At 43.2% G+C, this 26,247-nt stretch carries 26 protein-coding genes; 7 read left to right on the top strand and 19 right to left on the bottom strand.

The window, feature by feature from the left end:
• Nucleotides 1–3: 3 nt before the first annotated feature.
• The 6 genes from PROVRUST_RS09070 to ubiU form a co-directional block, all read right to left on the bottom strand.
• Nucleotides 4–765 carry a Tox-REase-5 domain-containing protein gene (locus PROVRUST_RS09070; RefSeq protein WP_006814490.1) on the bottom strand — a complete coding sequence of 254 codons (762 nt, stop codon included), beginning with the start codon at nt 763–765 and terminating at the stop codon, nt 4–6.
• Between the two features lies 1 nt (nt 766).
• Entirely contained in the window at nt 767–1,105 is a 339-nt protein-coding gene (locus tag PROVRUST_RS09065; protein WP_006814489.1) for a hypothetical protein, read from the bottom strand.
• Nucleotides 1,095–1,595 carry a DUF4123 domain-containing protein gene (locus PROVRUST_RS09060; protein WP_006814488.1) on the bottom strand — a complete coding sequence of 167 codons (501 nt, stop codon included), beginning with the start codon at nt 1,593–1,595 and terminating at the stop codon, nt 1,095–1,097. Before PROVRUST_RS09060 ends, PROVRUST_RS09065 begins: the two co-directional genes overlap by 11 nt.
• Before the next feature lie 6 nt (nt 1,596–1,601).
• Entirely contained in the window at nt 1,602–2,000 is a 399-nt protein-coding gene (locus PROVRUST_RS09055) for a PAAR domain-containing protein (protein ID WP_039854846.1), read from the bottom strand.
• Between the two features lie 261 nt (nt 2,001–2,261).
• Nucleotides 2,262–3,137 (bottom strand): U32 family peptidase, encoded by an 876-nt coding sequence (locus PROVRUST_RS09050; protein ID WP_006814486.1) that lies wholly within the window; start codon nt 3,135–3,137, stop codon nt 2,262–2,264.
• Between the two features lie 16 nt (nt 3,138–3,153).
• Nucleotides 3,154–4,149 (bottom strand): ubiquinone anaerobic biosynthesis protein UbiU, encoded by a 996-nt coding sequence (gene ubiU / locus PROVRUST_RS09045; RefSeq protein WP_006814485.1) that lies wholly within the window; start codon nt 4,147–4,149, stop codon nt 3,154–3,156.
• 379 nt (nt 4,150–4,528) lie between these two features.
• Here ubiU and ubiT point away from each other — a divergent pair, with 379 nt between their 5' ends.
• Together ubiT and PROVRUST_RS09035 are read left to right on the top strand one after the other, a co-directional pair.
• The gene (gene ubiT / locus PROVRUST_RS09040) at nt 4,529–5,053 is read left to right on the top strand and encodes a ubiquinone anaerobic biosynthesis accessory factor UbiT (protein WP_006814484.1); all 525 of its coding nucleotides are present in this window, start codon (nt 4,529–4,531) and stop codon (nt 5,051–5,053) included.
• Nucleotides 5,047–5,550, top strand: a complete 504-nt coding sequence (locus PROVRUST_RS09035; RefSeq protein ID WP_006814483.1) for a GNAT family N-acetyltransferase — start codon at nt 5,047–5,049, stop codon at nt 5,548–5,550. The genes ubiT and PROVRUST_RS09035 overlap by 7 nt, the downstream gene beginning before the upstream one ends.
• Here the strand turns inward: PROVRUST_RS09035 and PROVRUST_RS09030 are convergent.
• Nucleotides 5,523–5,831 carry a GIY-YIG nuclease family protein gene (locus PROVRUST_RS09030; protein ID WP_006814482.1) on the bottom strand — a complete coding sequence of 103 codons (309 nt, stop codon included), beginning with the start codon at nt 5,829–5,831 and terminating at the stop codon, nt 5,523–5,525. The two genes, PROVRUST_RS09035 and PROVRUST_RS09030, sit on opposite strands and share 28 nt — an antisense overlap.
• A gap of 297 nt (nt 5,832–6,128) precedes the next feature.
• Between PROVRUST_RS09030 and PROVRUST_RS09025 the strand changes: the two genes are divergently transcribed.
• Nucleotides 6,129–6,380 (top strand): YdgH/BhsA/McbA family protein, encoded by a 252-nt coding sequence (locus tag PROVRUST_RS09025; protein ID WP_039854843.1) that lies wholly within the window; start codon nt 6,129–6,131, stop codon nt 6,378–6,380.
• A gap of 311 nt (nt 6,381–6,691) precedes the next feature.
• On the top strand, nt 6,692–7,129 hold the full coding sequence (locus tag PROVRUST_RS09020; protein WP_039854841.1) for a YhbP family protein: 438 nt from the start codon (nt 6,692–6,694) through the stop codon (nt 7,127–7,129).
• Here PROVRUST_RS09020 and nrdG read toward each other — a convergent pair.
• The 8 genes from nrdG to argF all read right to left on the bottom strand — a co-directional run bounded on the left by nrdG (nt 7,126) and on the right by argF (nt 17,180).
• On the bottom strand, nt 7,126–7,590 hold the full coding sequence (gene nrdG, locus PROVRUST_RS09015) for an anaerobic ribonucleoside-triphosphate reductase-activating protein (RefSeq protein WP_006814478.1): 465 nt from the start codon (nt 7,588–7,590) through the stop codon (nt 7,126–7,128). The genes PROVRUST_RS09020 and nrdG overlap by 4 nt on opposite strands.
• Before the next feature lie 4 nt (nt 7,591–7,594).
• Nucleotides 7,595–9,733 (bottom strand): anaerobic ribonucleoside-triphosphate reductase, encoded by a 2,139-nt coding sequence (nrdD, locus tag PROVRUST_RS09010; protein WP_039854840.1) that lies wholly within the window; start codon nt 9,731–9,733, stop codon nt 7,595–7,597.
• A gap of 327 nt (nt 9,734–10,060) precedes the next feature.
• On the bottom strand, nt 10,061–10,447 hold the full coding sequence (ridA, locus tag PROVRUST_RS09005) for a 2-iminobutanoate/2-iminopropanoate deaminase (RefSeq protein WP_006814476.1): 387 nt from the start codon (nt 10,445–10,447) through the stop codon (nt 10,061–10,063).
• A 94-nt stretch (nt 10,448–10,541) separates the two neighbouring features.
• Nucleotides 10,542–11,006: an aspartate carbamoyltransferase regulatory subunit gene (pyrI, locus tag PROVRUST_RS09000; protein ID WP_006814475.1), complete on the bottom strand. Its 465-nt coding sequence runs from the start codon at nt 11,004–11,006 to the stop codon at nt 10,542–10,544.
• Nucleotides 11,007–11,016: 10 nt separating this feature from the next.
• Complete coding sequence (gene pyrB, locus PROVRUST_RS08995; RefSeq protein WP_006814474.1) at nt 11,017–11,952, bottom strand: aspartate carbamoyltransferase; 936 nt, start codon at nt 11,950–11,952, stop codon at nt 11,017–11,019.
• A gap of 251 nt (nt 11,953–12,203) precedes the next feature.
• The gene (locus tag PROVRUST_RS19000) at nt 12,204–13,232 is read right to left on the bottom strand and encodes a DUF6708 domain-containing protein (protein ID WP_006814472.1); all 1,029 of its coding nucleotides are present in this window, start codon (nt 13,230–13,232) and stop codon (nt 12,204–12,206) included.
• Nucleotides 13,232–15,859 (bottom strand): T6SS effector BTH_I2691 family protein, encoded by a 2,628-nt coding sequence (locus tag PROVRUST_RS08980; RefSeq protein WP_039854837.1) that lies wholly within the window; start codon nt 15,857–15,859, stop codon nt 13,232–13,234. The genes PROVRUST_RS19000 and PROVRUST_RS08980 overlap by 1 nt, the downstream gene beginning before the upstream one ends.
• 295 nt (nt 15,860–16,154) lie before the next feature.
• Complete coding sequence (gene argF, locus PROVRUST_RS08975) at nt 16,155–17,180, bottom strand: ornithine carbamoyltransferase (RefSeq protein ID WP_006814469.1); 1,026 nt, start codon at nt 17,178–17,180, stop codon at nt 16,155–16,157.
• Between the two features lie 163 nt (nt 17,181–17,343).
• Between argF and rraB the strand changes: the two genes are divergently transcribed.
• Nucleotides 17,344–17,778, top strand: coding sequence for a ribonuclease E inhibitor RraB (gene rraB / locus PROVRUST_RS08970; RefSeq protein ID WP_039854835.1), 435 nt, complete (start codon nt 17,344–17,346; stop codon nt 17,776–17,778).
• Nucleotides 17,779–17,840: 62 nt separating this feature from the next.
• On the opposite strand, the gene PROVRUST_RS08965 is transcribed toward rraB, so the two are convergent.
• The 4 genes from PROVRUST_RS08965 to pepA form a co-directional block, all read right to left on the bottom strand.
• Entirely contained in the window at nt 17,841–18,344 is a 504-nt protein-coding gene (locus tag PROVRUST_RS08965) for a GNAT family N-acetyltransferase (RefSeq protein ID WP_006814467.1), read from the bottom strand.
• Nucleotides 18,345–18,508: 164 nt separating this feature from the next.
• A complete protein-coding gene (locus PROVRUST_RS08960) occupies nt 18,509–21,379 on the bottom strand; it encodes a valine--tRNA ligase (protein ID WP_172459995.1) in 2,871 nt (956 codons plus the stop codon).
• Nucleotides 21,380–21,416: 37 nt separating this feature from the next.
• Entirely contained in the window at nt 21,417–21,866 is a 450-nt protein-coding gene (locus PROVRUST_RS08955; protein WP_039854984.1) for a DNA polymerase III subunit chi, read from the bottom strand.
• A gap of 360 nt (nt 21,867–22,226) precedes the next feature.
• Nucleotides 22,227–23,738, bottom strand: coding sequence for a leucyl aminopeptidase (gene pepA, locus PROVRUST_RS08950; RefSeq protein ID WP_006814462.1), 1,512 nt, complete (start codon nt 23,736–23,738; stop codon nt 22,227–22,229).
• A gap of 275 nt (nt 23,739–24,013) precedes the next feature.
• Here pepA and lptF point away from each other — a divergent pair, with 275 nt between their 5' ends.
• Together lptF and lptG are read left to right on the top strand one after the other, a co-directional pair.
• Entirely contained in the window at nt 24,014–25,111 is a 1,098-nt protein-coding gene (lptF, locus tag PROVRUST_RS08945; RefSeq protein ID WP_006814461.1) for an LPS export ABC transporter permease LptF, read from the top strand.
• Entirely contained in the window at nt 25,111–26,187 is a 1,077-nt protein-coding gene (lptG, locus tag PROVRUST_RS08940) for an LPS export ABC transporter permease LptG (protein ID WP_006814459.1), read from the top strand. Before lptF ends, lptG begins: the two co-directional genes overlap by 1 nt.
• Nucleotides 26,188–26,247 lie beyond the last annotated feature (60 nt).

The raw sequence follows: 26,247 nt of genomic DNA, 5'->3' as shown, positions 1-26,247 counted from the left end.
GTTTTATGGAGTTAAATGTGTTCGAATTTGAGGATAGGAGTCCAATATAATTGAACAAAATCTGTACATATTTTCTTGCGAAAAATGCCAGTCAATATATGAGCGTCCCTTGAATTGATGTTGGCATAGCCAATCCTGATCAAATGCTTGTTTAGGAATATTACCTCCTTTTTCCCAAAAAGCTTTAACTTCACCATCTTTGTCGAAAAAATTATCATAATTATCTTTAGTTTCAATAAAGTTGCATTCATCAGGTTTCCAGCCATCAAACTCCACTAAAGGATTTTTTGTTCGGGTTGGCACAGGAATTGTGCATTTCCACTCATCAATATATTTAAGTTGCCCTGTGGGGGTATCGACTGTTCTGATTTGTGTATTACAAATTCTTGCTTGATAAGCATAAGCATTGGGAGTGCGTGTATTGGTAATATCATTTTTATGAGGAACAATGTAAGGCATAGCAGGGCAATCTTCACACCCTTTATTTGCTTCAATTGCAGCAACACCAACGGATGCCCCGGCTGTAGCGCCTACCGAGGCACCTTGATTATTGCCTCGTTTCTTTTCTTCATCACCAAGCTCGCCCCCTATCGCTATACTTTCATACTCACGAATTTTATCACCGTAACTTGTGTTATCTCCCCACTCATCATCTCCACTACCTGACGAAGCGGGAAATCCGATTTTTGAGGCTTCATGGGTCACTGCGGCTAATCCACCCAGTGTCATTAATCCCGCCCCTGCAACTATTAATGGAATTGGCATATTAAGTTCTCCATTCAATCAATTTCATGGCTATCCGTAAAAAGTCTTGATACTGCTGCTCAGGATTTCGATCTTTTTCCTCGAGCATGGCTCTTATTTCTGGTTTTAAATAAAAATACGGTTCGCAAGCTTCATAAAGCAGAAAAGAACGAATCAAAGGTTCACTGGTAAAACTAAGAGATAACACATACTGAAAAGCCGATTTTAATCGACTGTTTAATGTATCAACGGATTGTAATTTGTCGGGATAATGTTGATAAAAATCAGCACTCACTTGAGTCACGTAATCACTCTGTTCAATATTTTGAATTTTGGTTAATTGTTCTTCGCTAAACTGCATTTAATCGCCCTCCTTGTAATGCATAAAATTGCCCTTCAAAGCGGTAATACCATGCAATAAGAGGCATCGTTATCTCATTAAATTGTTCAAGAGTGAGAACTTGGGGCATATTGTGGGTTACGCGGGGATCATAAAACCGAAATAAGGCGGTTTTGCCATCAGGCAAACTGACATTAAGCCGCTCAGAGAAATGGATAGCTAGTTTATCAATCGGAGAATCACTGACTAGCCATGACAAGGAGGGTGATTTGGCTTCCAACTGTATTAAATCTGCCAGTAAATGATGTCGTTGGGTCACATCAATCAACCACGGCCCAGCCCATGCTATTTCTGTATTTGAAGGTTGCTTAAACAGTGGGCTTGCTGTTCCATAATTATTTTGAAGCGCTTCATCAAAGTAGCGTTCATACTGTAGTCCGCAAATCAGACAATAATGTTTGGCATCAGGGTAACGCTCAAAATAGTTAAAAATAGGATGCTGATTATTCATTGAGCATTATCCTTCTCTCACGACTAACATTTGCCCAGACTCAGCCGCTTTCATTAAGCAACTAATACAAATTTTATTGGTGATAGCCGGAGGGGAAATTGATGTAGATTCCATGCTAGCTGAGCGGCTTTCATCGCTATAGCAATCTTGAATTGAATGAATAAACCTGGCATGACAAGGGCATGAACTTATACTTTCGAGTGTGCCCGCTACTTTTCGTCCGTCATCCCAAACGCTGTTACAGCCCCCAATAATATAAAATCGTCCAGAGTGCTCGCCGCAACTGACCATATCGCCTTCACGAGCACCAGCAACACCATACCATTGCATGGTATTGTCTCCCGTTAATATTTGTCCTCCGCAGGTTGTTTTATCACCCACTCGTAAAAAATATCCAACAGCCATTATTTTTCTCCCATCCATGAGTAAACTTCGTCACCATTCTTTTACACTTAAGTTAAATTTACAATTAAAAATTTATATTTAACTTAATTAATAGGACTAATCACAAATAATTACGTAAAACTAGGTTAGTTAAATATTGGGAGAGCGTTGCGAGGTGAATAAAATCGTGGTTTTTAGATAAGGTGATGTAGTGACCAATATAGGGAGCTATATTGAAAATTTAACGATAAAGGCTCTATTCAGAACCTTTATTGATAACCCTTAATTTTCCAGCGTCAATCCCGCAATATTACGCCAGTAGCCATTACAGCTTTGGTCGGGGATATGCAGGGGAGCTTGTCCTAGCTCATTGGCTTTAAATTGGGAAATCACATCGAGGGAGTCGAGGCTTTCTGGGGAAATACGCACGATATCCACTAAGTCTTGCATTGAAGACAAATCATTCCCTAGGTTATAGCAGTAGCCACTCAGCGTTTGAATACCATTCAGCGTGAAGACTTGCTGATGTTCTTGAGAAAGCACTTTGCGCCCTTGAGGATAATTAATGCAGCAGGTTTCACACTCATCTTTTTGGCGGTTTTCAGAACGGGCGGTAAAACAGCGCGCGGAATAAGCAAGAGGCAGATGACCGTAACTGAATACTTCCACTTCAAATTTCTCACGGATACCGAGCTCATCACACTGATTCAACAGATTGGCCAGCCAATCACGGGATAACTCAACGGGCATACACCAGCGGATCATACCTTGGCGCAACAAAATATTCAGGGATGGTGCGTTATAGCAGTTTAGCCCGTGTCCTGCCACAAAGGGGAGCTTACGCTCAACTAACATATTGATTACCCCAAAATCGTGGGCTTCAATTAAAAAATCCCCGTTGTCGACTAATTTACTGATCTCTTTCAGTTCAGAGGGCGCTTGTAAAAGTGCCAGCGTGCTGAGAACGATCTGTTTTCCACTTCCGGCTAATTGGCGAGCTGCATCAATCCAATCGTTGGGCTTCATTTCTCGGCGCTTACTGCACACGGTTTCTCCGAGATAGATTATATCGGCTTGGCTACTAGCGGCACGTTGATAAAAATCTTGTAAGCTCTCCGTGTCCCAGTAATAGAGCACGGAGCCTAATGCATATTTCATAATAGTTAACCTTAAATTACTGCCACTTGCGATGATATGCGCCGAGGGTGGTCTGGCTGCCTTCGGATAAATCGCCAAGTGCTTTTAGCCATCGAGGGTCGGTCACAAAGCCTTCTGGATTTGCCTTATAACGGTTAATAGCTTGTCGCCAAATTTTGGTCACTTGAGTGACATAGGCAGGGCTACGTTGGCGACCTTCAATTTTTACTGAGGCAATATTCGCACTCATTAACTCCGGCAGTAATTCAATTGTATTGAGGCTGGTGGGCTCTTCAAGGACATGGTATTTCTGTTCATCCACCAAATAGCGCCCTTTACATAATGTCGGATATCCTGCATTTTCATTCTTTTTATAGGTATCAATTAGGACATCATTCAGGCGGGATTCCATACCATTTTCAGTGTGTTGCCAACGTACAAAACGAGCTGGAGAACAAGCGCCTACGGTATTTGGTGACTCTCCCGTTAAGTACGATGACAGATAACATCGTCCTTCAGCCATAATGCACAAGCTACCAAAAGCGAAGACCTCCAATGGAACAGGGCTGGTTTTCGCGAGCTGTTTAACTTGATGAATTGACAATACACGGGGCAAAACCACGCGATGTACTTGAAAGTTACGTTCATAAAAACGAATAGCTTCGGTATTGGTGGCAGAAGCTTGCACAGAAACATGCCTTTCAATGTGAGGGTATTTATTGGCGGCATACTCTAACATCGCAATATCGGCGAGGATCAGTGCATCAGCCCCTAAATCTGCCGCTAGATCGACGGAATTTTGCCAACGTTGAAAACCATTTGGATGCGCAAATGTATTAATTGCAATATGCAATTTGCGTTTACGCTGATGGATATACCGCTCAGCTTCATGCAGATTTTTTTCCGTGAAATTCAATCCTGCAAAATGACGTGCGTTAGTGTCATTTTTGAGACCGATATACACCGCATCGGCGCCGTTATCCACCGCAGCCTTTAACGCAGGTAAATTCCCCGCAGGGCAGAGTAATTCCATTAACGTTATCTCTGTATAAAATTTAACAGTTGGTCATTCTAGACAACGTCGTTAGGGGGTGTTTTGATTTAGCGCAGAGTAAGCAGGTTTTGGGGGACGCGAGATGACTATTTCGTGACTATTATTAAAGTGTGACAATTATTGGAAATAAAGATTAGCGTGTTGGATAAAAATTGATATAGGATCAGTCCAATCGAACTATTTTTTGGCAATATACGTCCATATATTCAATAATCGAGATATATCTCTGTATATCTTTGGATCGATACATCAATACTACCCATCGTAATTCAAATAATGGGTATGAAACTTGCCCCGAGCCGCTACTTAACGGGTAGCTACGCGAAACGGACAGATAATTGATACGGGAGTCAGCACAGTGTTTGGTAAAATTCGTTCTCAGCTTATCACTCAAGGCCCTTCATTACTGAAGTTTCCTTTGAAAGTGACCCCATTTGTCGTACAGCGTCAAGTACTCGAACAGCTATTAAGCTGGCAGTTTCGTGAATCAGTCAAAGAGGGTGAACTCGACTTTCTAGAATCAAAATGGTTAAAAGTTGAAATCAACGATCTTGAGCTCGTTTGGTTTATCAGCTTACAAGAAGGTCAGCTGGTGGTACAAAAACATGCTGAGCCGGATGTGAGCGTCAGCGCTAATGCGAATGACTTAATTTTGATTGCGGCCCGCAAAGAAGACCCAGATACGTTGTTCTTCCAACGTCGGTTAGTGATCGAAGGGGACACTGAATTAGGTCTCTATGTGAAAAACCTAATGGATGCGTTTGAATTAGAAAATATGCCAGCGCCTCTTCGTTTTGCCTTGATGCAATTGGCTGAGGTAATTAAAAACGTCCAAGACAATGAGGACGCAGAACACAAAACGTCTGCGTTAACATCATGCTAATACGCGTTGAAATTCCAGTCGATGCCATGGGGATCGACCGACTATTACGTGAAACTTTCCCGACTGAAGGGGAAGCGGATTTAGTGCAGCATCTACGTGAAGATGGTTTATTAACGCTGGGTGTTGTCGCCACTAACGATGACGGCGAAGTGATCGGCTATGTTGGGTTTACGCCGGTGGATGTTAACGGTGAAGATGTCCAATGGGTGGGTCTAGCGCCATTAGCAGTTAAAAAAGAGTACCAAAGCCAAGGTATTGCCGAAAAATTAGTTTATGAAGGTTTAGATAGCCTGAATGAATTTGGTTATGGCGCTGTTGTTGTATTAGGTGATGAAGGCTATTACAGCCGTTTTGGTTTTGAACCTGCTACAAATCATGGTTTAAGTTGCCAGTGGCCGACGTTACAAAAGCATTTTTTAGTCTGTGGATTAGAAAATGGCGCGATCAACGAGCATAAAGGTGAAGTGGCTTATTCATCGCATTTTGATAACGTATAAGTTTCTAAGTACTTAAATAGTTCACTAGGCTGGTCAATGACCAGCCTTTCTTTTGCCTTTTTATTCAGCTGTTTAACTCGATACTCTAGCTTGGATGCTTCTGAGCGAGTTCCTATCAAACAGTGAAAAACTAACTCCAAAGGTCCTTTTCCTTTCAATGATTTTGCACCTTTCCCCTGTTCATGCTCTAAAAATCGGCGTTGAACATCCGTAGAAATTCCGCAATACAATGCATTATTGCTTTGTCGAATCAAATAAAGATACCAATTGTGCTGTTCCATCGTTTTTTCTTAGGGATAAATTTGTCTTTCTGTGCTGATTTGTAAGGAAAAATATTTTATAGCAACGAATATTCTCGTGGATAAGAAAGTTTATAACACATTAAATTATAAATAAAAATTGATATAAAACAGTCACAAATTTGTAACCTCAACCTATCTTATTGTTCAAATAAATTGAATGACTATAGCAAAATTAGCTAATTTTCATCTGAGATTAAAGCGCATAGTATGACCCACATCACAGGGAAACATGAAAAACCCCTGTTAATGTTTAAACATACAATGAGGAAGTTAACCATGAATAAATCAACATTATTTGCTGCTGTTTTAGCTTTAAGTGCCGTTTCATTTGGAACAATGGCTGCTGAAGAAGTTAAACAAGCTGATGGTCAAGCTGCGGGTTATGTGACTGTAAATGGTGCTGCTGGTGTGAGTGACTTGACTGCACAATTAGCCAAAAAAGCTGATGAAGCTGGCGCGAAATCTTTCCGCGTAATCGCCGCGAGTGGTGAGAATGAGATGCAAGGTACAGCAGCCATCTATAAATAATTTTACTCGTCATACTTCGAGCCGCAGCGTTGTTGGCTGCGTTCACTCCCACTAGTCACATACTAGTGTATGCTCCTAGTGACTCGTTCGCTTGCCGCCTAGCTGCAACTCGAATTATTTAGAGTAAAAAATCACAATGATTAGAGTAAAAGCCTTGAATTTATGAGATTAAAAATCTAATTATTCAGGGAAATGCTAGAAAGATTTAGCGTATAGTAGTGCGAACTAAGTACAGATAACGTTCAGAACAGCTTAAGCACGCTCAGCCATCTTGATGAGCGTGTTCTGAACGGTCTAACAGGACATTCGCGATGACATCAGAAAATACGCTACAACATATTCGGCGCTATATTGCTCGCCAACACGTTTTTTCCCTTTTTACCTCCCATCAAAACGATATGTGGTCTGCCAGCTGTTACTATGCTTTTGATCGCCCAAATATGCGTTTGATCTTGATGACCTCCCCAGACTCTCAACATGGTCAGCTAATGCTGGCAAATCCTCACGTTGCAGGGACTATCACTGCGCAAACTAAGCAAGTCAGTAAGATTCAAGGTATTCAATTTATCGGTGAAATTAGTCAGCTTGAAGGGAGCGAAGATTCTGCGATGAGGGCGTTTTATTGCCAACGTTTTCCTGTGGCATCAGAGGCGAAGCTGCCAATGTGGCAGCTCCAGTTACAGACAATCAAAATGGTGGATAATACATTAGGTTTTGGTTCCAAATTACATTGGTCTCGGAAAGCCTAGCGCAGTTTGTGGATCACCTGATTCGAACTCCCACGCCATAACAGCGCAGGGTCATACAGGTCTTGCTCAAATTTTCCATCAATCAGGGTATTAATCAAACTGACCACTTTTTGTTGTTCCAGAGAAAGTTCATTGAAGGTATAGCCAGTCCACAGCCAGATATCCTTATCTGGGCAGACCGCTTTCACTCGCTTCACTAACTTTAATATCGCTGGCAGATTCGCGGGATGGAGTGGATCACCGCCAGAGAGCGAAAGCCCTTGGCGACGAATACGCGTATCCTGCAAATCTTGGATAATTTTATCTTCCATCTCTTGGGTAAACGGAACCCCTGAATCCACTCGCCACGTACTTTGGTTATAGCATCCGCGGCATTGGTGGACACAGCCCGCAACAAACAGTGTGCAGCGAGTACCGGGTCCATTCACCACATCTACAGGATAATATTGATGATAATTCATAGTATTAGCCTAGTTGACCATTACCCAAGTGCTTAACTCGTCGCTTCACTTCTTCTTGCTTTCCGGCATTAAACGGTCGAGCATCTGGGCTACCTAAATAGCCACAAACCCGGCGGATCACTGAAACGCGGTTGGTATCGTGATTACCACAAGCTGGGCAAGTAAAGCCTTTACTGGTACAGGAAAATTCCCCTGAGAATCCACAGTCATAACACTCATCAATCGGAGTATTGGTGCCATAATAGGGCACATGTTGATAGCTATAATCCCAAACATCTTCGAGCGCTTTGATATTATGCTGTAAGTTTGGATACTCTCCGTAGCAGATAAAGCCACCGCTAGCGATAGCGGGGTATGGCTGCTCAAAATCAATTTTATCGTAAGGATTGACCTGTTTTTCCACATCTAAATGGAAGCTATTGGTGTAATAACCTTTATCGGTTACCCCTTCGATAACACCGAATTCCGCAGTATCTAAACGACAAAAACGGTCACAGAGATTTTCACTTGGCGTACTGTAGAGGCTGAAACCGTAACCGGTTTGTGCTTTCCACTCATCGGTGGCTTGGCGCAGACGATTCACAATGGCGACGGCTTTTTCGCGTAGCTGCTCATTATCATAAACATGAGTTTCTGTGCCAAACAGAGCATTAATGGTTTCATGTAACCCAATGTAACCTAAAGAGATTGAAGCTCGGCCATTTTTGAAAATCTCCGCCACACTGTCATCTGCTTTTAAGCGAACGCCACAGGCGCCTTCCATATACAGAATGGGGGCAACGCGTGCTTTAACGTTTTCTAAGCGGGCAATTCGCGTCATTAAGGCTTTTTTCGCGATAGCTAAACGTTCATCGAGTAGGGCCCAGAATGCGTCTTCATTACCTTGAGCTTCAATGGCAATACGCGGCAAGTTCAGGCTGATAACCCCAAGGTTGTTACGACCATCGTGGATCTGTTTGCCATCTTCTTCATAAACGCCCAAGAAACTGCGGCAGCCCATTGGGGTTTTAAATGAACCGGTGACATCAACCACACGATCATAGTTAAGGATATCAGGATACATGCGTTTGCTGGCGCACTCTAAAGCTAACTGTTTGATATCGTAATTAGGATCTGTAGGCTTATGATTTAATCCATCTTTGATAGCGAAAACCAGTTTAGGGAAAACGGCAGTTTTGCGATTTTTACCCAAGCCTGCAATACGATTTTTTAAAATGGATTCTTGGATCATACGCGCTTCTTTCGAGGTACCTAGACCGAATCCAAAGGTGACAAATGGGGTTTGCCCATTGGCGGTATGCAGCGTATTGACCTCATACTCTAGGGATTGGAATGCATCGTAGCACTCTTTTTCCGTGCGATTTTTCGCATAAGCTTCAGCATCAGAAATTCCCCACTCTTTAGCGACTTTTAGGTGTTTTTCATAGCTGATAGCAACATAAGGTGCCAAAATTTCATCAATACGGTTGATGGTGGTACCGCCATAAATATGGCTCGCCACTTGTGCGATAATTTGTGCGGTGACAGCCGTTGCGGTAGAAATTGATTTTGGACGTTCAATTTCTGCATTTCCCATTTTAAAGCCATTGGTTAACATGCCATCAAGATCAATCAGCATACAGTTAAACATTGGGAAAAATGGCGCATAGTCGAGATCATGATAGTGAATTTCACCACGTTCATGGGCAAGTACCACATCACGCGGCAAAATATGCTGTTTAGCATAATGCTTGGCAACGATCCCAGCGAGTAAGTCACGCTGAGTTGGGATCACTTTGCTGTCTTTATTGGCATTTTCATTGAGTAGGGATAGATTACTTTGCTCAATGAGACCACGGATATCATGGGTGAGCTTACTGCGTTTTTCACGCTCACTGTCTCTATCATGGCGGTATTCAATGTAAGCCCGAGCGAGATCTTTATACGGACCTGACATGAGCTGATCTTCGACAGCATCTTGAATTTCGGCGATATCGACGGTTTCACGACAACAAAGTTGCTCGGCGACGGTCGTGGCAACGTGATGACAATAATCATCATCTTTAACATCTACAGCTGCCGCAGCGCGTCGTACAGCTTCTTGAATGCGCGGGAGATCAAAGTTGACCTGGCAACCATCTCTTTTTATAACCACCGTTTTCACTGTCTTACTCCTTGTTAAATCCCTCACAGGACCGAGGATAATATCCATTATCGTTATTCAGTATGGGGCAAACCTGTGAAGGAAATGTGAATTTTTACTATATATAGTGCCTAACGATGTAATTAAAGCACAATATGTAGGATATTGCCTTTTTTTAGCTGACGATAGTTTGATTTAAAACAAGGAAAAAAATAATTTGTATGAATTTCAAATGGGCAGAGAAGAAAGAAAAAATAGGCGGAGAAAATGAGAGAAAATAAAAAAACTCCCCTTTGATCTGATAGGCATCAGAGGGGAGTTATTTAAGAGATGATAAAAAGGCGATAACTATTTACGTACCGCAATAGCTTCGATTTCAATTTTTACATCTTTTGGTAGGCGAGCGACTTCAACACAAGAACGCGCTGGGAATGGTGCATTGTGTTGCTTGAAGAACTCTTCATAAGTTGCGTTGACGGTAGCGAAGTCATTTAAATCTTTCACAAAAACGGTCGTTTTTACGATATTAGCAACGCCCAGACCTGCTTTTTCTAAAATCGCTTTTACGTTTGCCAGTGACTGACGAGTCTGTGCCGCGATATCTTCTGGCACATTCCCAGTTTTTGGATCAACAGGAATTTGACCAGAGGTCATCACCATGCTGCCTAAATCGACGCCTTGAACATAAGGACCAATAGCTGCTGGTGCATTTTCGGTGTTGATTTCGTATGACATAATTTCTCCGTTTATCACGTAAAAAAGGTGGATTAGACGCTATTATAGACTCGGAACGACATCCATATAAAGACGCAGTCTACGCTTAAATAGTCTACTGATTATTGATCACGGCGTCTCTATCGAACTCTTTCTCACAGAATTTACAGGCTAATGCCACATTATTTTCACGTTTTTTTATACGAAAGCTGCTGGCAACGGGCTCATTATGACTGATGCAGTTGCTGTTTGGGCACACCAGCACATTATCAATTTGTTCAGGCAGTTTGAGGTCTAATTTTTCCACCACTTGATAATTTTCAATACGATTAACGGTTGCTTCTGGGGCATACATCGCTAGCTGGTTAGCTTGTTCAGGGGTTAAAAAGGTATTTTCAATTTTGATAATGTCTTTCTTGCCCATGTTGCTAGATGGCAGGTTTAACCCAATAGTAATGCGCTCATCGGTTTTTGTTAGTTTAAAGAGTTTCAGCAGTTTGAATCCAACCTGAGCAGGGATATGGTCGATGACAGTGCCGCAACGAATGGCTTCAACTTGTAGTTTATGATCGTGTGTCATGGTGTTCTCCTCAGATTGCTAATTCTTTATTTAAGACCAGAGACAGCAGCGCTTGGCGCGCGTAAATCCCGTTACCTGCTTGCTGGAAATAGTAAGCGTATGGCGTGCTATCCACATCAACAGTGATTTCATCGATACGTGGCAGCGGGTGCAGAACCTTTAAGTTATCTTTCGCACTGTGTAAATCTTGGGCGCGTAAAATAAATTGGGCTTTGACGTTGGCGTACTCGGATGGGTCAAGGCGCTCTTTTTGGACGCGAGTCATATATAGGATGTCGACTTCAGGAATGACATCGTCAACATTGCTATGGGTACTGTATGTCACGCCTTTTTCTTCTAGGATATTCAGGATATGCGCCGGCATCGACAGAACTTCAGGCGAGATAAAGTAGAAGTGATTTCCTTCAAACTTGGACAATGCTTGAGTCAGCGAGTGAACAGTTCTGCCATATTTCAGGTCACCGACCATGGCAATTTTCAGATTTTCTAAGCGGCCTTGGGTTTCTTGGATGGTGAAAAGATCGAGTAGAGTTTGCGTTGGATGCTGATTCGAGCCATCGCCAGCATTGATAATTGGTACCGAACCTGAGAACTGGCTGGCTAAACGAGCGGCGCCTTCTTGTGGGTGGCGCATCACAATCGCATCCACATATTGGCTGATAACCGAAATGGTATCTGCGAGGGTTTCCCCTTTTTTGCCCAGCGAGGTATTGGCACTATCTGAAAAACCCACCACCGAAGCGCCTAAACGATGAATGGCAGTTTCGAAAGAGAGGCGCGTACGGGTTGATGCCTCAAAGAAACAGCTGGCGATAACTTTATGTTTGAGAAACTCAGGCTGTGGCTGCTTTTTTAATGAAGCAGCGACGTTAAGGACTAACTCAAGATCGGTGCGGTCTAAATCGTTAATTGAGATTATGTCGCGGTGATATAAAGGATTCGGCATCGTGGTTCTCCTGTGTCAGCAAGACTTGCTAGTTGGTAGGCCAAAAAAAAGCCCCTCAATGAGGGGCTTTCTTAAGAATAGGGAGGGAAAAAACAGGCTGTCCAGACCACCAGAAGGCAGTGCAGTGGAGGTGTTCTCTGTCAAAAATAGAGCAGCAGCGTTCATGGTTTCTCCCGGCAAATTGTGGCGCATTATACGCGTGTTACGCTATGACGCAAGCGTTTGCTATAAGGAAAATGAAAATTTTTGATTTAGTCTATTTTATGCTTTTCTAATTTAAGCTTAATACGCTGGTTCGCCGATTGTTGTTTATCATAGCGGGCTTGATAAACCTCTAAAGGATCATTGGCGAAGATATAGCGCCATAAATGTGGTGGATTAATTCTAGCATCCACCTGTATGGGGTCATTTGGGCTAACAATGCAATCATCTAGCACCTCTTGTGACCATTGAGGAATTTTACTGGTTTGCATGGCAATAAATCGAGCAAGGCTTTCCATAAAATAGATAGGCAACATAAAAAGGAAAAATATCCACGATAGGCGGGACTCCATTTTTATGATGTACTGTAAGCCAAAAATATAGCTCTCTTTTTTATCCGCAATAGGCGGGCATAGCGTCACCGTATCCGCGAGCTCTTCAAGACAATCCTCTTCCATATAACAGCGAATAAACTCCCAATAGTGGTCCAGTTCTACTTTATCTCCCCAGTAGCCAAACCCAAACGTATTCAGTACGGTTTCGCCATCCTTATCGAGTATATGCCCCACTAAATTGACATTATTTCGCCACTCATAGGTGGTGAAATAGATATCTTTCCATGGAAGGGTGAGGATTTGATTGTTGGTTTGATAGACATGAACCAACTGTTTCTGACGGTTAAAGCGCACGGGATAATGGGTTTTACGAAACCACTCGAGTAGAATAACTTTGCTAAGAAAAATTAATATAGGTATGAATATGATACTAACGACAAAAAACGGTACTAATAATTCATAGTCACTAACAGCAGCTATTATTCCAGCTGTCAGAAAAGTTATAATCATAATAACAAATACCATTAACAAAGATGAGGCTTGCCCGATTTTTTCATAATCATTATCCACCACTTCCAGATAAGTTGAATTCATGGTGATGACGGTATCGAAATTCAGTACAGCAGCCTCGCCGCCGTGTTTTTTGACTCGCCCTTGGTGATAATGATGTTGCTTTTCCCGTCGATTTAAAGGTCGGTTAATCGTAAATGGGCTTAATACACCTACGCGATTTTTTTTTGCCATTACGCATCATCCTCGGTGTAGCCAATAATCTTACTTAATTCACTCATTTCCATCTGCCGATCCATCCAGATAACCGGGTTTTTTCCTTGGTTTCGTACATCATCAGGAATTTTTCGCCAAAGACACGATGATAACCATTTTTGAATATCATCTTTACTATAGGCAGCAATAAAAACTGCTGCCCCAAATACTAAGATAATCGCAAGAAGTAAACCAATCGGTCCCAAAAAAGCTAAGACTGCGGGCGACAAGGAGGCTGCAAACAATGCGCCTCCTCCAATCACTGATAATGTATAAGCGGCACCAAGCATATAATTATTTTTATTAAATATTTCATCATATGCATGATAAAAATCCCACGCAATGGCGACTGCACCAAACCAGGCACAGAACCGTATTGCGCTTTTAAGAGAATTCTTTATGTTGTTTAGCCGAACCGCCCCATAATTAAATCGTATCCGAGCACTGATTCGTAATGTTCGAAATTTAAAAATAACTCTCTCAGCTGCATCTAACAGCGCGCCTCCAGCTGAAATAATATTCGCAATAAATTTAGTCACCGCCTCAGTATTGTTCACTTGCCCTTTCATTGCATCTTGCGTGGTTGTCCATAACACGTGAACTTGTAGCGTCACAGAAAACATGCATCCCGCAAAAGGAAGTGATTGAGCCGTATCATTAGCTAACTTATTGATTGTTTTTCCTTTTGCTAGCGCTAACTTTGTTCTCCATTCTTTGGGAAATGCAATATTTTTGACGTTTTCTGCGGAGCGAAATGCCTTGACCGCAACCTGAGGGCGCTCAAGAGGCGGTGTACTTTTTGATAGCTCGGCTTCTTTAATATCAATGGCTGCGAAAAAACGACCTTCTTGTTTTCCTTCAAATTGTAATCCGGTGATTCGTTCGCGGCGCTCTTCAATTTCTAAATAATGCCGGAGGCGTGAATGAGAGGCTTTATTATCTAAGTCAGTCATGGATGCCATTTGTTCTACTGCATTTGTGAGGAAATGCTTGCGCTCACCAATATAATTGATAGGAACGAGTTTTTTGCCATTCATTGCCGATATTGCAATTAATATTGGCAGGGGAGCCTTATTTACTGCTTTATTCAAAACAGAAAGTAATTGGCTGCTTAATGCATTGAAGAATTTTTCTGAAACTAGTTGGATCTGGAATAGATAATGGTTACTGATATCTTTAAATCCATCCCAAACTTTATCCCATGGGAGGTCATCATAAGCACGCCCAGAAGATGCAGCATCATAAACGCACTTAATCCAACTCTGTTGGTTGAAAAGTGCCGCTCGTAAGAGCAAATTTTGTTCGGATATTTTTGAATCGATGAATTGCTCTTGAAAAGTACGTTTAACTGCTATTTTATCTTGCATTCCTTCAATGCAATCTAAAATAGATTGTGTAAATAACATTCCACTCTGGATATTTTGCTGATCAAAATTATGGTCGAAATAATCAAGTAAGCTTTGACCCGTAAAGTAAGTCAAATATAGGGTTACCATAGGGGTAAGGACAGCTTGGTCGTATGTTGATAGCGCTTTATTGTAATCTTCTAAAAAGGCAGCTTGTTTTTCTCTATCAATATATTTTTCATACTTAGCCCAATACTGTTCAACTTGGGTTTTTAGTGATTGGTTGACAACATTATGTATCGTATCTGCTTGAGTCGCTGCCAATGATGGCAACATTACGCCATTCTTAACGGCAAGTCCTTCTCTAGCTTCTTTTTCAAATCGAATGCCTTCACTGACTCTATTCCGCTCATATTGGCTACACATTGCATCTTTCATCATCGATAAAGAGGCTGAAAGTGCTAATCCACGTTCATATTTTGGATGTCTTTCGAAATTGTGCTCAAGGCGGTAATTCATTAGCGCCGCTAAATCTTGTACCACTGCGGGGGGATCATACAATGCGACAATAGCTCCTTTTCCTGCCATTAAATGGTTTGCGGCTTGCTTTAAGGATAATCCCTTTATCGCGTGCATGCTTTCCCATAGTGCAGGCGACCAGTCTTTAATCGCATTACTGTGTGCTTGATAGCTGTATTCCGCTACGGTGTCCTGAAGTAAATCAATGGATAACGATTGTTTTTCCTGTCCGTTCATTAGCCATTTATCTAAATCGAAACACTGCATATACCGTTCACGATAGGCTTTATCTTCATGTTTCTTGCGCACTGCTTCAGTCCATTCAACTTCAGACCAAGAGAACCAAAACAATCCATTTTTCATTGGTGGGGGAAATACGGGTAATGTCACTAATGAAGCTCGAGCTAATTCTAGTGGCTCAGTGATACAAGGCTTGATTGTCCCATTTTGTATCATTTCCGGTACTTCGCCATTTTCTGGTAAGGGATAATAAAATCCATTCTCGGTGACAAAATAGTTAATCCATGAATTTCCCCTTTCATCCCAAATATTGAGATACCCTGAGCGTAATAACCTTAATGTGTAAGCGGTTTCACCTTGAGCAAGAGCGGGTGTCTGAATATGCTTGGGCATAACAGGGAGAACATCTTGTTGCGACATAATGGCAGGTCGGACAGGTAAGATTGGTAATCCTCGACGCTGACAAAAACTGCATCCTTCGGATTTAGAGGGCTGATCCATGCGATTTCTACTCCATAAAATAATTAACTAATACTAAATTCATAAATTTTAGTTAAGCTAACATTTATTGAGTGTTGCCGCATGCTTTTTGTCAGCGTTATGCTGAATTATATGAAATTAACGATTTGATTCTCATATCCACTAAGAGAAAATTACTCCTATTTTATTTTTTATCATCCGACTGTAAATCTTGATTGGTTCTTGGTGCCTCGGGGCACTGTTTATTAAGAAAAATAGCATGATGGCGACGAGGACATGTCAGGACGAAGCCATCAGCAATATTTTCATCGTCTGTTTAAAAGTTACCCACCGGCAATTCAGGGGCTAATGTCGCCACCATCACGGCTTTTATCGTATGCAGGCGGTTTTCGGCTTGGTCAAAAACGATGCTGTAAGGGGATTCAAAAACCTCTTCCGTCACTTCCAAACCGCCATATAAATTAAACTCTTTCGCTAACTGTGCGCCTAATGTGGTGTCTTCATTATGAAATGCCGGTAAGCAATGTAAGAATTTTACATCGGGATTACCCGTCAATTTGATGACATCCATATTCACTTGATAAGGTTTCAGTAATTCAATCCGTTGTGCCCAAACCTCTTTTGGCTCCCCCATCGACACCCACACATCGGTATAGATAAAGTCAGCATCTTTAACACCCTCAGCCACATCTTCCGTTAGCGTAATTTTTCCACCGATACTTTGCGCTAACTTTTGGCATTGTTCGACTAACTCCGCTTCAGGCCAACAGCTTTTAGGTGCCACTAAGCGTAAATCCATTCCCGTTAATGCAGCAGCTTCCAACATGGAATTGCCCATGTTATTGCGAGCATCCCCTAAATAGGCGAATTTGATTTGGGATAGCGGGGTATTCGGCTTGTGTTCTTTAATGGTAAGCAAGTCGGCTAATAACTGTGTGGGATGGAATTCGTTGGTTAATCCATTCCAGACAGGCACTCCCGCATGCTCGGCTAAAGTTTCTACGGTACTTTGCGCATATCCCCGATACTGCACGCCATCGTACATCCGTCCTAGCACTCTGGCGGTGTCTTTCATGGTTTCTTTGTGCCCAATCTGGCTACCAGAAGGACCGAGATAAGTGACTTTCGCACCTTGGTCGAATGCGCCAACTTCAAAAGCACAGCGTGTCCGTGTGGAATCTTTCTCAAAAATCAGTGCAAAATTCTTTCCAGCAAGCAAAGGTGGCTCAATGCCGGATTTTTTGGCGGCTTTCAACCAAGCGGAGAGTTTTAATAATGAATGAATTTCGTTAGAGCTGAAATCGAGTAGTCTTAAAAAATGCTTACCATGTAGGGGGTTCATGAATAATAGCCTTTTATGATTGAATTAATATTCAATTTATATTCATAAAAATTCAAAATCAACCCCTTTGGCAAAAGAAATTATTTCGTTAGGTATGGTTTCACTTGCAACCCTATGGGAGAATGGCACACAGATTAGAGACCGTGGAATAAGGGGTGTGGAGATGGTAGATAAAGCTGAAGTTGATGCGCAGTATGAAGAGACTCGCCTGATTATTGAAGAATTACTGGAAGATGGTAGTGATCCTGATGCACTGTATGCGATTGAACATCACTTCTCTGCAGAAAAATTTGAGCTGTTAGAAAAAGCAGCGGTTGAAGCATTTAAGCTGGGCTATGAAGTCACTGATGCAGAAGAGCTGGAAATTGAAACTGGTGAAACTCTGCTGTGTTGTGACGTTATCAGTGAAAGCGCATTAAATGCTGAGCTGATTGATGCACAAGTTGAACAGCTGATGAAGCTGGCTGAAAAAATGGGTGTGAACTACGATGGTTGGGGCACCTATTTTGAAGATCCAGATGCGCAAGACGATGAGTATGGTGATGATGAAGGCGATGACGAAGACGGAGATGATGAGTCTGAGAAACGCGTTCACTAATTGATGTGTATGCATCAAACGAAAAAAGGATAGCCAAGGCTATCCTTTTTGCTTTTTGGGAATTAAAGTATTTTCAGCATGCGTATTTCGCAATCGCTATGGCCCGTATTACCCAATGGCTCATCGATAAATTCAAAGCCTAATTTTTCATATAGCTTAATTGCCGCTTGTAGCTCTTTGGTGGTTTCTAGATAGCAGCGGGTATAGCCTTGCTGTTTAGCAAATTCCAGCGACATCAATACGATTTTTTTTGCCAGCCCTTTGCCGCGTAATACGGACGAAAGATACATTTTCTGGAGCTCAGCCGTTTGGTTATCGCCACCTGCAAGTTGTGAGATACCGCCGCCGCCAACGATTTTACCTTCCATTTCCACGACCCAATACGCGCTGCGGGGTTGGTTATAAACCTCAAACAACGTATCTAAAATCGGGTCGGCAACTGCGTAGCCTTTATCTGCGGTCAGACCGTGTTCGGCGGAAACTTCGCGGATCACCGCGGCAATTCCTGAATTATCTTTGGCTTCAATAGGGCGAACTTGAACAGGTGGTGTTGTGTTTGTTGTCATAGAGACATCTCTTTTTTATTTATATTCATTATGTTTCGTATCGCAATATTGTTAGCTGCAATGATTATGATATTGAGTACTGTTTGAAAGTTTTCAATGTCCGAATACAAAAAAGCCCTAACGCATCAATAATACGCTAGGGCTCGAGAGATAAAACTGACTAATTACAGAGAAGCAATGGTGACTTTTTGCGCTTCAATTTTGGCTTTCGCTTCAATATTTTCCGCTAAACGCTCACGTTCTTTCTCAACCACGGCAGCAGGAGCACGGCTGACAAAGCCTTCGTTTGCTAATTTGCTTTCGATGGTATCAATCTCTTTTATCACTTTTTCCAGCTCTTTATCTAAACGAGCTAGCTCAGCATCTTTATCAACCAGACCCGCCATTGGGATCAGCACTTCAGCACCAGCAACCAATTTGGTCACAGAGACAGGCGCTTCTTCACCTTCAGCCAGAACGCGGATACTCGCTAAACGTGCCATAGAACGGATAAAGTTTTCGTTTTCTGCCACGCGACGAGCCGCATCGGCAGACGCGCCACGCAGCATCACATCCAGCGGTTTACCCGGTGCGATATTCATTTCTGCACGAATATTACGTACTGCGATGATGGTTTCTTTGATCCACTCTAAATCGCTCAGTGCCAGCTCATCGACTTTCGCTGCATCAAACTCTGGGAATGGTTGCAGCATAATAGTGTCCGCATCAATCCCTTTCACCACTTTCACACGCTGCCAGATGGTCTCGGTGATAAATGGAATGATTGGATGAGCCAAACGCAGTAAGCCTTCCAGCACTTCAATCAGGGTGAAACGTGCCGCACGAACTTGGGCTTCGTTACCTTTATGAACTGCAGGTTTTGACAGCTCTAAATACCAGTCACAGAATTCATTCCAAGTGAAATCATACAGAATACCAGCAGCGATATCGTAACGATGGGAGTCCAATGCTTCACGGTACACTTTTACGGTATGGTTGAATTGTGCCATGATCCAGCGATCAGCCAGAGAGAAGCTCATTTCGCCGCCATTTTGACCGCAATCTTGACCTTCGGTGTTCATCAGAACAAAGCGGCTCGCATTCCATAATTTATTACAGAAATTGCGGTAGCCGGACAGACGTTTCATATCCCAGTTAATGTCACGACCGGTTGAGGCCAGCGCGGCTAAAGTAAAGCGCAGGGCGTCAGTACCGTGTGCTTCGATACCGTCTGGATACTCTTTACGAGTACGTTTAGCAATTTTCTCAGCCAGTTGTGGCTGCATCATGTTACCAGTACGTTTTTCCAGTAAGGCTTCTAAAGAGATACCGTCAATCATATCCAATGGGTCGATAACGTTCCCTTTGGATTTAGACATTTTCTGGCCTTCTTCATCGCGGATAAGGCCGGTCATATACACGGTTTTAAACGGAACTTGTGGCTCGCCGTTTTCATCTTTGATGAAATGCATGGTCATCATGATCATACGGGCAATCCAGAAGAAAATGATATCGAACCCGCTGACTAATACATCCGTTGGATGGAAAGTTTTCAGGGCTTCGGTATTGTCTGGCCAGCCTAAGGTTGAAAATGTCCATAGACCGGAAGAGAACCATGTATCGAGAACGTCGTCATCTTGGCGCAGAGCAACATCCGCGCTCAGGTTATTTTCGCGGCGAACTTCGTCTTCATCACGACCAACGTAAACATTGCCTTTTTCGTCATACCAAGCTGGGATGCGGTGACCCCACCATAATTGACGAGAAATACACCAGTCTTGGATATCACGCATCCAAGAGAAATACATGTTTTCGTATTGGCGTGGAACAAATTGGATACGGCCATCTTCAACGGCTTTGATAGCGTCTTTCGCTAAAGGTGCGGTACGCACGTACCACTGGTCAGTTAGCATTGGCTCGATAACCACGCCACCACGATCACCGTAAGGCACGGTTAAATCATGAGGTTTGACTTCGACCAGTAAGCCTAATTGCTCAAATTCAGCAACGATGGCTTTACGTGCAGCAAAGCGCTCCATACCACGATAGGCTTCAGGGATTTCACAGCTGTATGCGGTGCACGGATTGCCGTTAGTGTCGAAAACTTCCGCTTCATTACGTACATTACCGTCCAGATCCATCATGTTGATCATGGTCAGTTGGTGACGTTTACCCACTTCATAGTCGTTGAAATCGTGCGCAGGTGTGATTTTTACACAACCGGTGCCTTTTTCCATGTCAGCGTGCTCGTCGCCCACAATTGGGATGCGGCGGTTGACGATTGGCAGAATAATTTCTTTACCAATTAAATCTTTATAGCGTGGATCTTCAGGGTTAACAGCAACACCGGTATCGCCCAACATGGTTTCTGGACGAGTCGTCGCGACCACTAAATAATCTTTGCCTTCAGCGGTTTTTGCGCCATCAGCCAGTGGGTAGCGCAGGTGCCACATGGAACCTTTAACTTCTCGGTTTTCAACTTCCAGATCGGAAATTGCGGTGTGAAGTTTAGGATCCCAGTTAACTAGACGCTTACCACGATAAATTAAGTTTTCTTTGTACATGCGAACGAACGCTTCTTTTACCGCTTTAGACAGACCTTCGTCCATCGTAAAACGCTCGCGCTCCCAATCAACGGAATCGCCTAAACGGCGCATTTGTTGAGAGATAGTACCGCCAGATTCGGCTTTCCATTCCCAGATTTTGTCGATGAACGCATCACGGCCATAGTCATGGCGATTTTTGCCTTCTTCCGCAGCAATTTTACGCTCAACTACCATTTGTGTTGCGATACCCGCATGGTCGGTACCGGTTTGCCACAGGGTATTTTTCCCTTGCATACGCTGGTAACGGATCATGGTATCCATAATGGTTTGTTGGAATGCGTGACCCATGTGCAGGCTACCGGTGACGTTCGGTGGTGGGATCACGACGCAGAAACTCTCTTTTGAGGTATCACCGTTTGGGCGGAAATAGCCACTTTTTTCCCAATGGGTATACAGGGACTGTTCGATTTCCGCTGGGTTATAAGTTTTGTCGAGGGATGGCTCGATCATTGCGTTCTCTGGTTTCTTTTCCATTTTATCTTTGTATTCAGTAAGCTGGCGGCGTCGCCATAGTCAAATTGAAGCCGACGCTACGGTAAATTTTATACCGCTCACGCGCCAACTGTTTTAAAGTTTCATCGATAGGCACGAAGTCTACCACTTCATGGAAAGCTGTTGCAAAATCTGCGAACTGGCTTTGTAAATTAATTAGGATATCTCGAGGCGTATTGCCTCTTTTATTCGGCCAACAAATTTCAATCGGCGCCCCATAACGGGGACCTTCCCCCGCCAAATTGTGGGGTACAAATTGATGAGGATCCCGCTGCCAAAGCGCCTCATCAATTTTTTCAGCTTGTTGCTGAGTTTCGCACGCAATTAAAACTCGCTTCCCATTACGCCACATTTGTGCCGCAAGCTCACAAGCCAGCCATTCGTGGGCTTCATATTCAGCTTGTGGGGAGGGCTGTTGTAGTTGGTAAAATGTACCTTTTTTCATATACCCGTCATACTTCAATTTGTAGGGGTGTTGGCTACGCTCTTTCGCCTCGGTCACATACTTATGTATGCTCCCAAGGTCTCAATTACTTGCCGCCTACCTACAAACTGAATTACCTAAGGTATAGCGCGAGTTGCTACCCATCAATTTGCAGGGGTGTTGGTTGTGTTCTTTCGCTGGCCTAAAGCAACATTAAATCTGCGCTGAATTATACTCGTTTTTACCACAGCCTCAAAATGGAGTGGTGAGTGATACCTAACTGCTTGTTGCTTAAAAACAATATCCCGAATCGCAGAGTGTGCTCATCGGGATATTATAATAACAACTTACGCAATAGCGATTATTCAATCGTAATCGAAATTACTCGTCGCCATTTAAACCAGCACGGTTCAATAAGAACTGCGCTAGCATAGAAACTGGACGGCCTGTTGCACCTTTTGCTGCGCCAGAACGCCAAGCTGTTCCTGCGATATCAAGGTGTGCCCAGTTATATTTTGTCGCAAAGCGAGAAAGGAAGCAGCCTGCGGTAATTGCACCCGCTGGGCGGCCGCCTGTATTGGCTAAATCAGCAAAATTAGGCGTGATTTGGTCAAAATACTCATCAGCCAGTGGTAAACGCCATGCGCGGTCACCCGCTTGCTCAGAAGCATTTAATAACTCATGGGCCAATGGGTTATGGTTTGACATCAACCCAGTGTAATGACTACCTAATGCAATCACACATGCGCCTGTTAAGGTGGCAATGTCAATGACCAGCTCTGGTTCAAAACGCTCCACATAAGTTAGCGCATCACACAGAACTAAACGACCTTCCGCATCAGTATTAAGTACTTCAACGGTTTGTCCTGACATGGTAGTGAGGATATCACCAGGGCGATAAGCGTGCCCACCCGGCATGTTTTCACAGCCAGCTAATACACCCACCACATTAATTGGCAGCTGTAATTCAGTGATAAAACGCATCACACCATACACGGTTGCCGCGCCACACATGTCATATTTCATCTCATCCATGCCATCAGCAGGTTTGATTGAAATACCACCGGAATCGAAAGTTAACCCTTTCCCGACCAGCACAATTGGCTTGGATTCTGGATCTGGGTTGCCTTTGTATTCCATGATAGACATCAGAGATTCGTTTTGAGAACCTTGACCAACCGCTAAGTAAGCGTTCATTCCCAGCTCTTTCATTTGCTCTTCACCAATGACACGGGTGGTGAGTCGGCTATCTGGGAAATCGGCTAATTGGCGAGCTTGGGACGCTAAATAGCCTGCATTACAGATATTAGGTGGCATATTACCCAAATCTTTAGCCGCTTTTACGCCAGAAGCAATAGCGAGACCGTGGGCAATCGCACGCTCACCGCTAGTCAGTTCACGGCGTGTTGGTACATTAAAGACCAATTTACGCAGTGGGCGACGGTGTTCGGTTTTGTTACTTTTCAGTTGGTCAAAGACATATAAAGATTCTTTTGCTGTCTCAACAGCTTGACGAACTTTCCAGTAGTTATTGCGACCTTTAACATGCAGCTCAGTCAAGAAACAAACGGCTTCCATTGAGCCAGTTTCATTCAGAGTACTGATGGTTTTCTGAATGATTTGTTTAAATTGACGCTCATCCAGCTCACGTTCTTTACCGCAGCCGATGAGTAAGATGCGTTCAGAAAGAACATTCGGTACATGATGGAGTAGCAGGGACTGTCCTACTTTACCTTCAAGTTCTCCGCGGCGCAGCAGGGCGCTGATATATCCGTCACTGATTTTGTCCAACTGTTCAGCAATTGGGGACAGACGGCGTGGTTCAAAGACTCCGACAACAATGCATGCACTGCGTTGTTTTTCCGGGCTACCACTTTTTACACTAAACTCCATGCGTTCTCCTGAATCTTAAAGACAAAGGTCGATGCTCCGGCTAAAATTAGCTTTTCGCATGATCTGGCTCATAGAGAATGAACTCTTTGTGTTAAACTGAGCGAATATCTAGTTCGCTTATATTAAGCATGTTCTGATATTGTAATCAGTATAGATAATGCTTTTATATCATTCTAGCCAAACAATAAACCAGAGTATATGTTAGTAAATGGCTGTCATAGAACGAACTTAGCCATTTTCTTCCCAAAAGACAAGTTTTCACAGGCGTAATAAGCGTGATCATTATTCGATATTTGGTACGGGAAACCCTGAAAAGTCAGTTAGCGATACTTTTTGTCCTATTGCTGATCTTTTTTAGTCAGATGTCCATCGACATTTTAGGTGCTGCTGTTCAGGGAAATATTCCTTCAAATTTAGTCCTCCCTTTGTTGGGATTGGGTGTGCCTGAAATGGCGCAGCTCATCCTGCCGTTGAGCCTATTTCTTGGGCTACTGATGACTTACAGCAAGCTGTACACTGAAAGTGAAATTACCGTGATGCATGCTTGTGGTCTCGGCAAAAATGTCCTCGTCAAAGCGGCATTGGTACTCGCTGTATTAACCGCATTGGTTGCTATCGCCAACATTACGTGGATGTTACCGTGGTCGTCCCAATACAAAGAGCAAGTATTAGGTGATGCGAAAGCCAATCCAGGATTGGCTGCGATGGTGGAAGGGCAATTTAAAACCACCAAAGATAACAACTTTGTGTTGTATATCGGCGAAGTGAAAGGCAACGATTTTAAAAATGTATTTTTGGCTCAGTTACGCACAGCGAATGAGCAGCGTCCATCGGTAGTGGTCGCCGATAGTGGTTACATGAAAGAAGATGCCAATGGTCGCCAAGTTGTCGTTCTAGATCAGGGAACACGTTATGAAGGCACTGCGCTGTTGCGGGACTTCCGTATTACTGATTTCATGAATTACCAAGCCGTCGTCGATCATCGAACCACGGAAGTACGTACAGATAAAGTGGAACAAAAAACCATGATGCAGCTCTGGAATGGTAATGACCCAGAGATAAACGCAGAATTCCATTGGCGTTTAACGATTGTGTTCTCAGTTGTGGTGATGGCGTTGATGGTGGTTCCTCTTAGTGAAGTGAACCCGCGTCAAGGTCGTGTATTGAGCATGATCCCAGCCATGTTGCTATATCTCATTTTCTTCTTATTACAAAGTACGTTACGAAATAGTGCCGATAAGGGTGATATCGACCCTAAATATGCTATGTGGGCGGTCAACCTCGGCTATTTGGCACTAGCCATTGTGCTGAATATCTGGGACACAGTACCCATGCGTCGAGTGCGAGCTAAATTGACGAGAGGGATTGCCTAATGTTTGGTGTTTTAGACAGGTATATTGGTCGAACTATCCTCAATTCGATTTTAATGGCGCTATTTTTGCTGGTTTCTTTGTCAGGGATCATCAAGTTTGTTGAGCAGCTTCGCAAGGTCGGGGATGGTGACTACACTGCAATGAGTGCGGGAGTTTTCACCTTACTAACAGTGCCAAAGGATATTGATATCTTTTTCCCAATGGCGGCATTACTTGGCTCTTTGTTGGGGCTAGGAGCGCTCGCATCCCGTAGTGAACTGGTGGTAATGCAAGCTTCAGGATTTACCCGTTTGCAGATTGCCATGTCTGTGATGAAAACGGCAATTCCGTTAGTGATTGTTGCGATGCTTATCGGTGAATGGGTTGCACCAGCCGGCGACCAATGGGCGCGAAATTACCGCGCTGAAAAAATTGTGGGTAACTCGTTAGTTGCGACTGATTCCGGTATGTGGGCGAAAGATGCACATGATTTTATCTACATTCAGAGCATTAAAGACGCGAACAATATTCAAGATGTTTCAATCTACCGCTTTGATGATCAACGTAAATTAAAATCAGTTATGTTTGCTGCTCGGGGTACCTATGATGCGAACAAAAAGCTGTGGGTGTTATCCCAAGTTGACGAATCGATTTTAAGTAGTCAGCAAAAAATTACCGGTTCTCAGCGTTTAACTTATGAGTGGCAAACTAATCTGACGCCAGAGAAACTCGGTATTGTTTCATTGCATGCAGATTCACTGTCTATTCGTGGGCTTTATCAATACATTACGTATTTGAAAGAGAGCGGACAGCTGGCCTCCGTATACCAACTGAGTATGTGGCAAAAAATCTTGGCACCACTGTCTGCGGCAGTCATGATGCTGATGGCGGTTTCCTTTATCTTTGGCCCATTGCGCACAGTACCTATGGGGGTTCGTGTGGTTTCTGGGATTGTAGGCGGATTCTTGTTCTATATCCTAAACCAAGGGTTTGGTAATTGGAGTTTAGTGTATTCCATCCCGCCAGTCATTGCAGCCGCATTGCCGAGCGTATTATTCCTTGGTGTGAGTATCTTCTTGCTGGTTAAGCGCAAATAAAAGTTTAATCTCAGGAATAAAGAAAGCCATTGTGTGAAAGCACAATGGCTTTTTTGTTTG

The organism is Providencia rustigianii DSM 4541, from assembly GCF_000156395.1.
GTDB classification, from domain to species: Bacteria; Pseudomonadota; Gammaproteobacteria; order Enterobacterales; family Enterobacteriaceae; genus Providencia; species Providencia rustigianii.
Note: the sequence above shows the minus strand (reverse complement) of the source record. Positions and strands in the feature narration are given on the sequence as shown.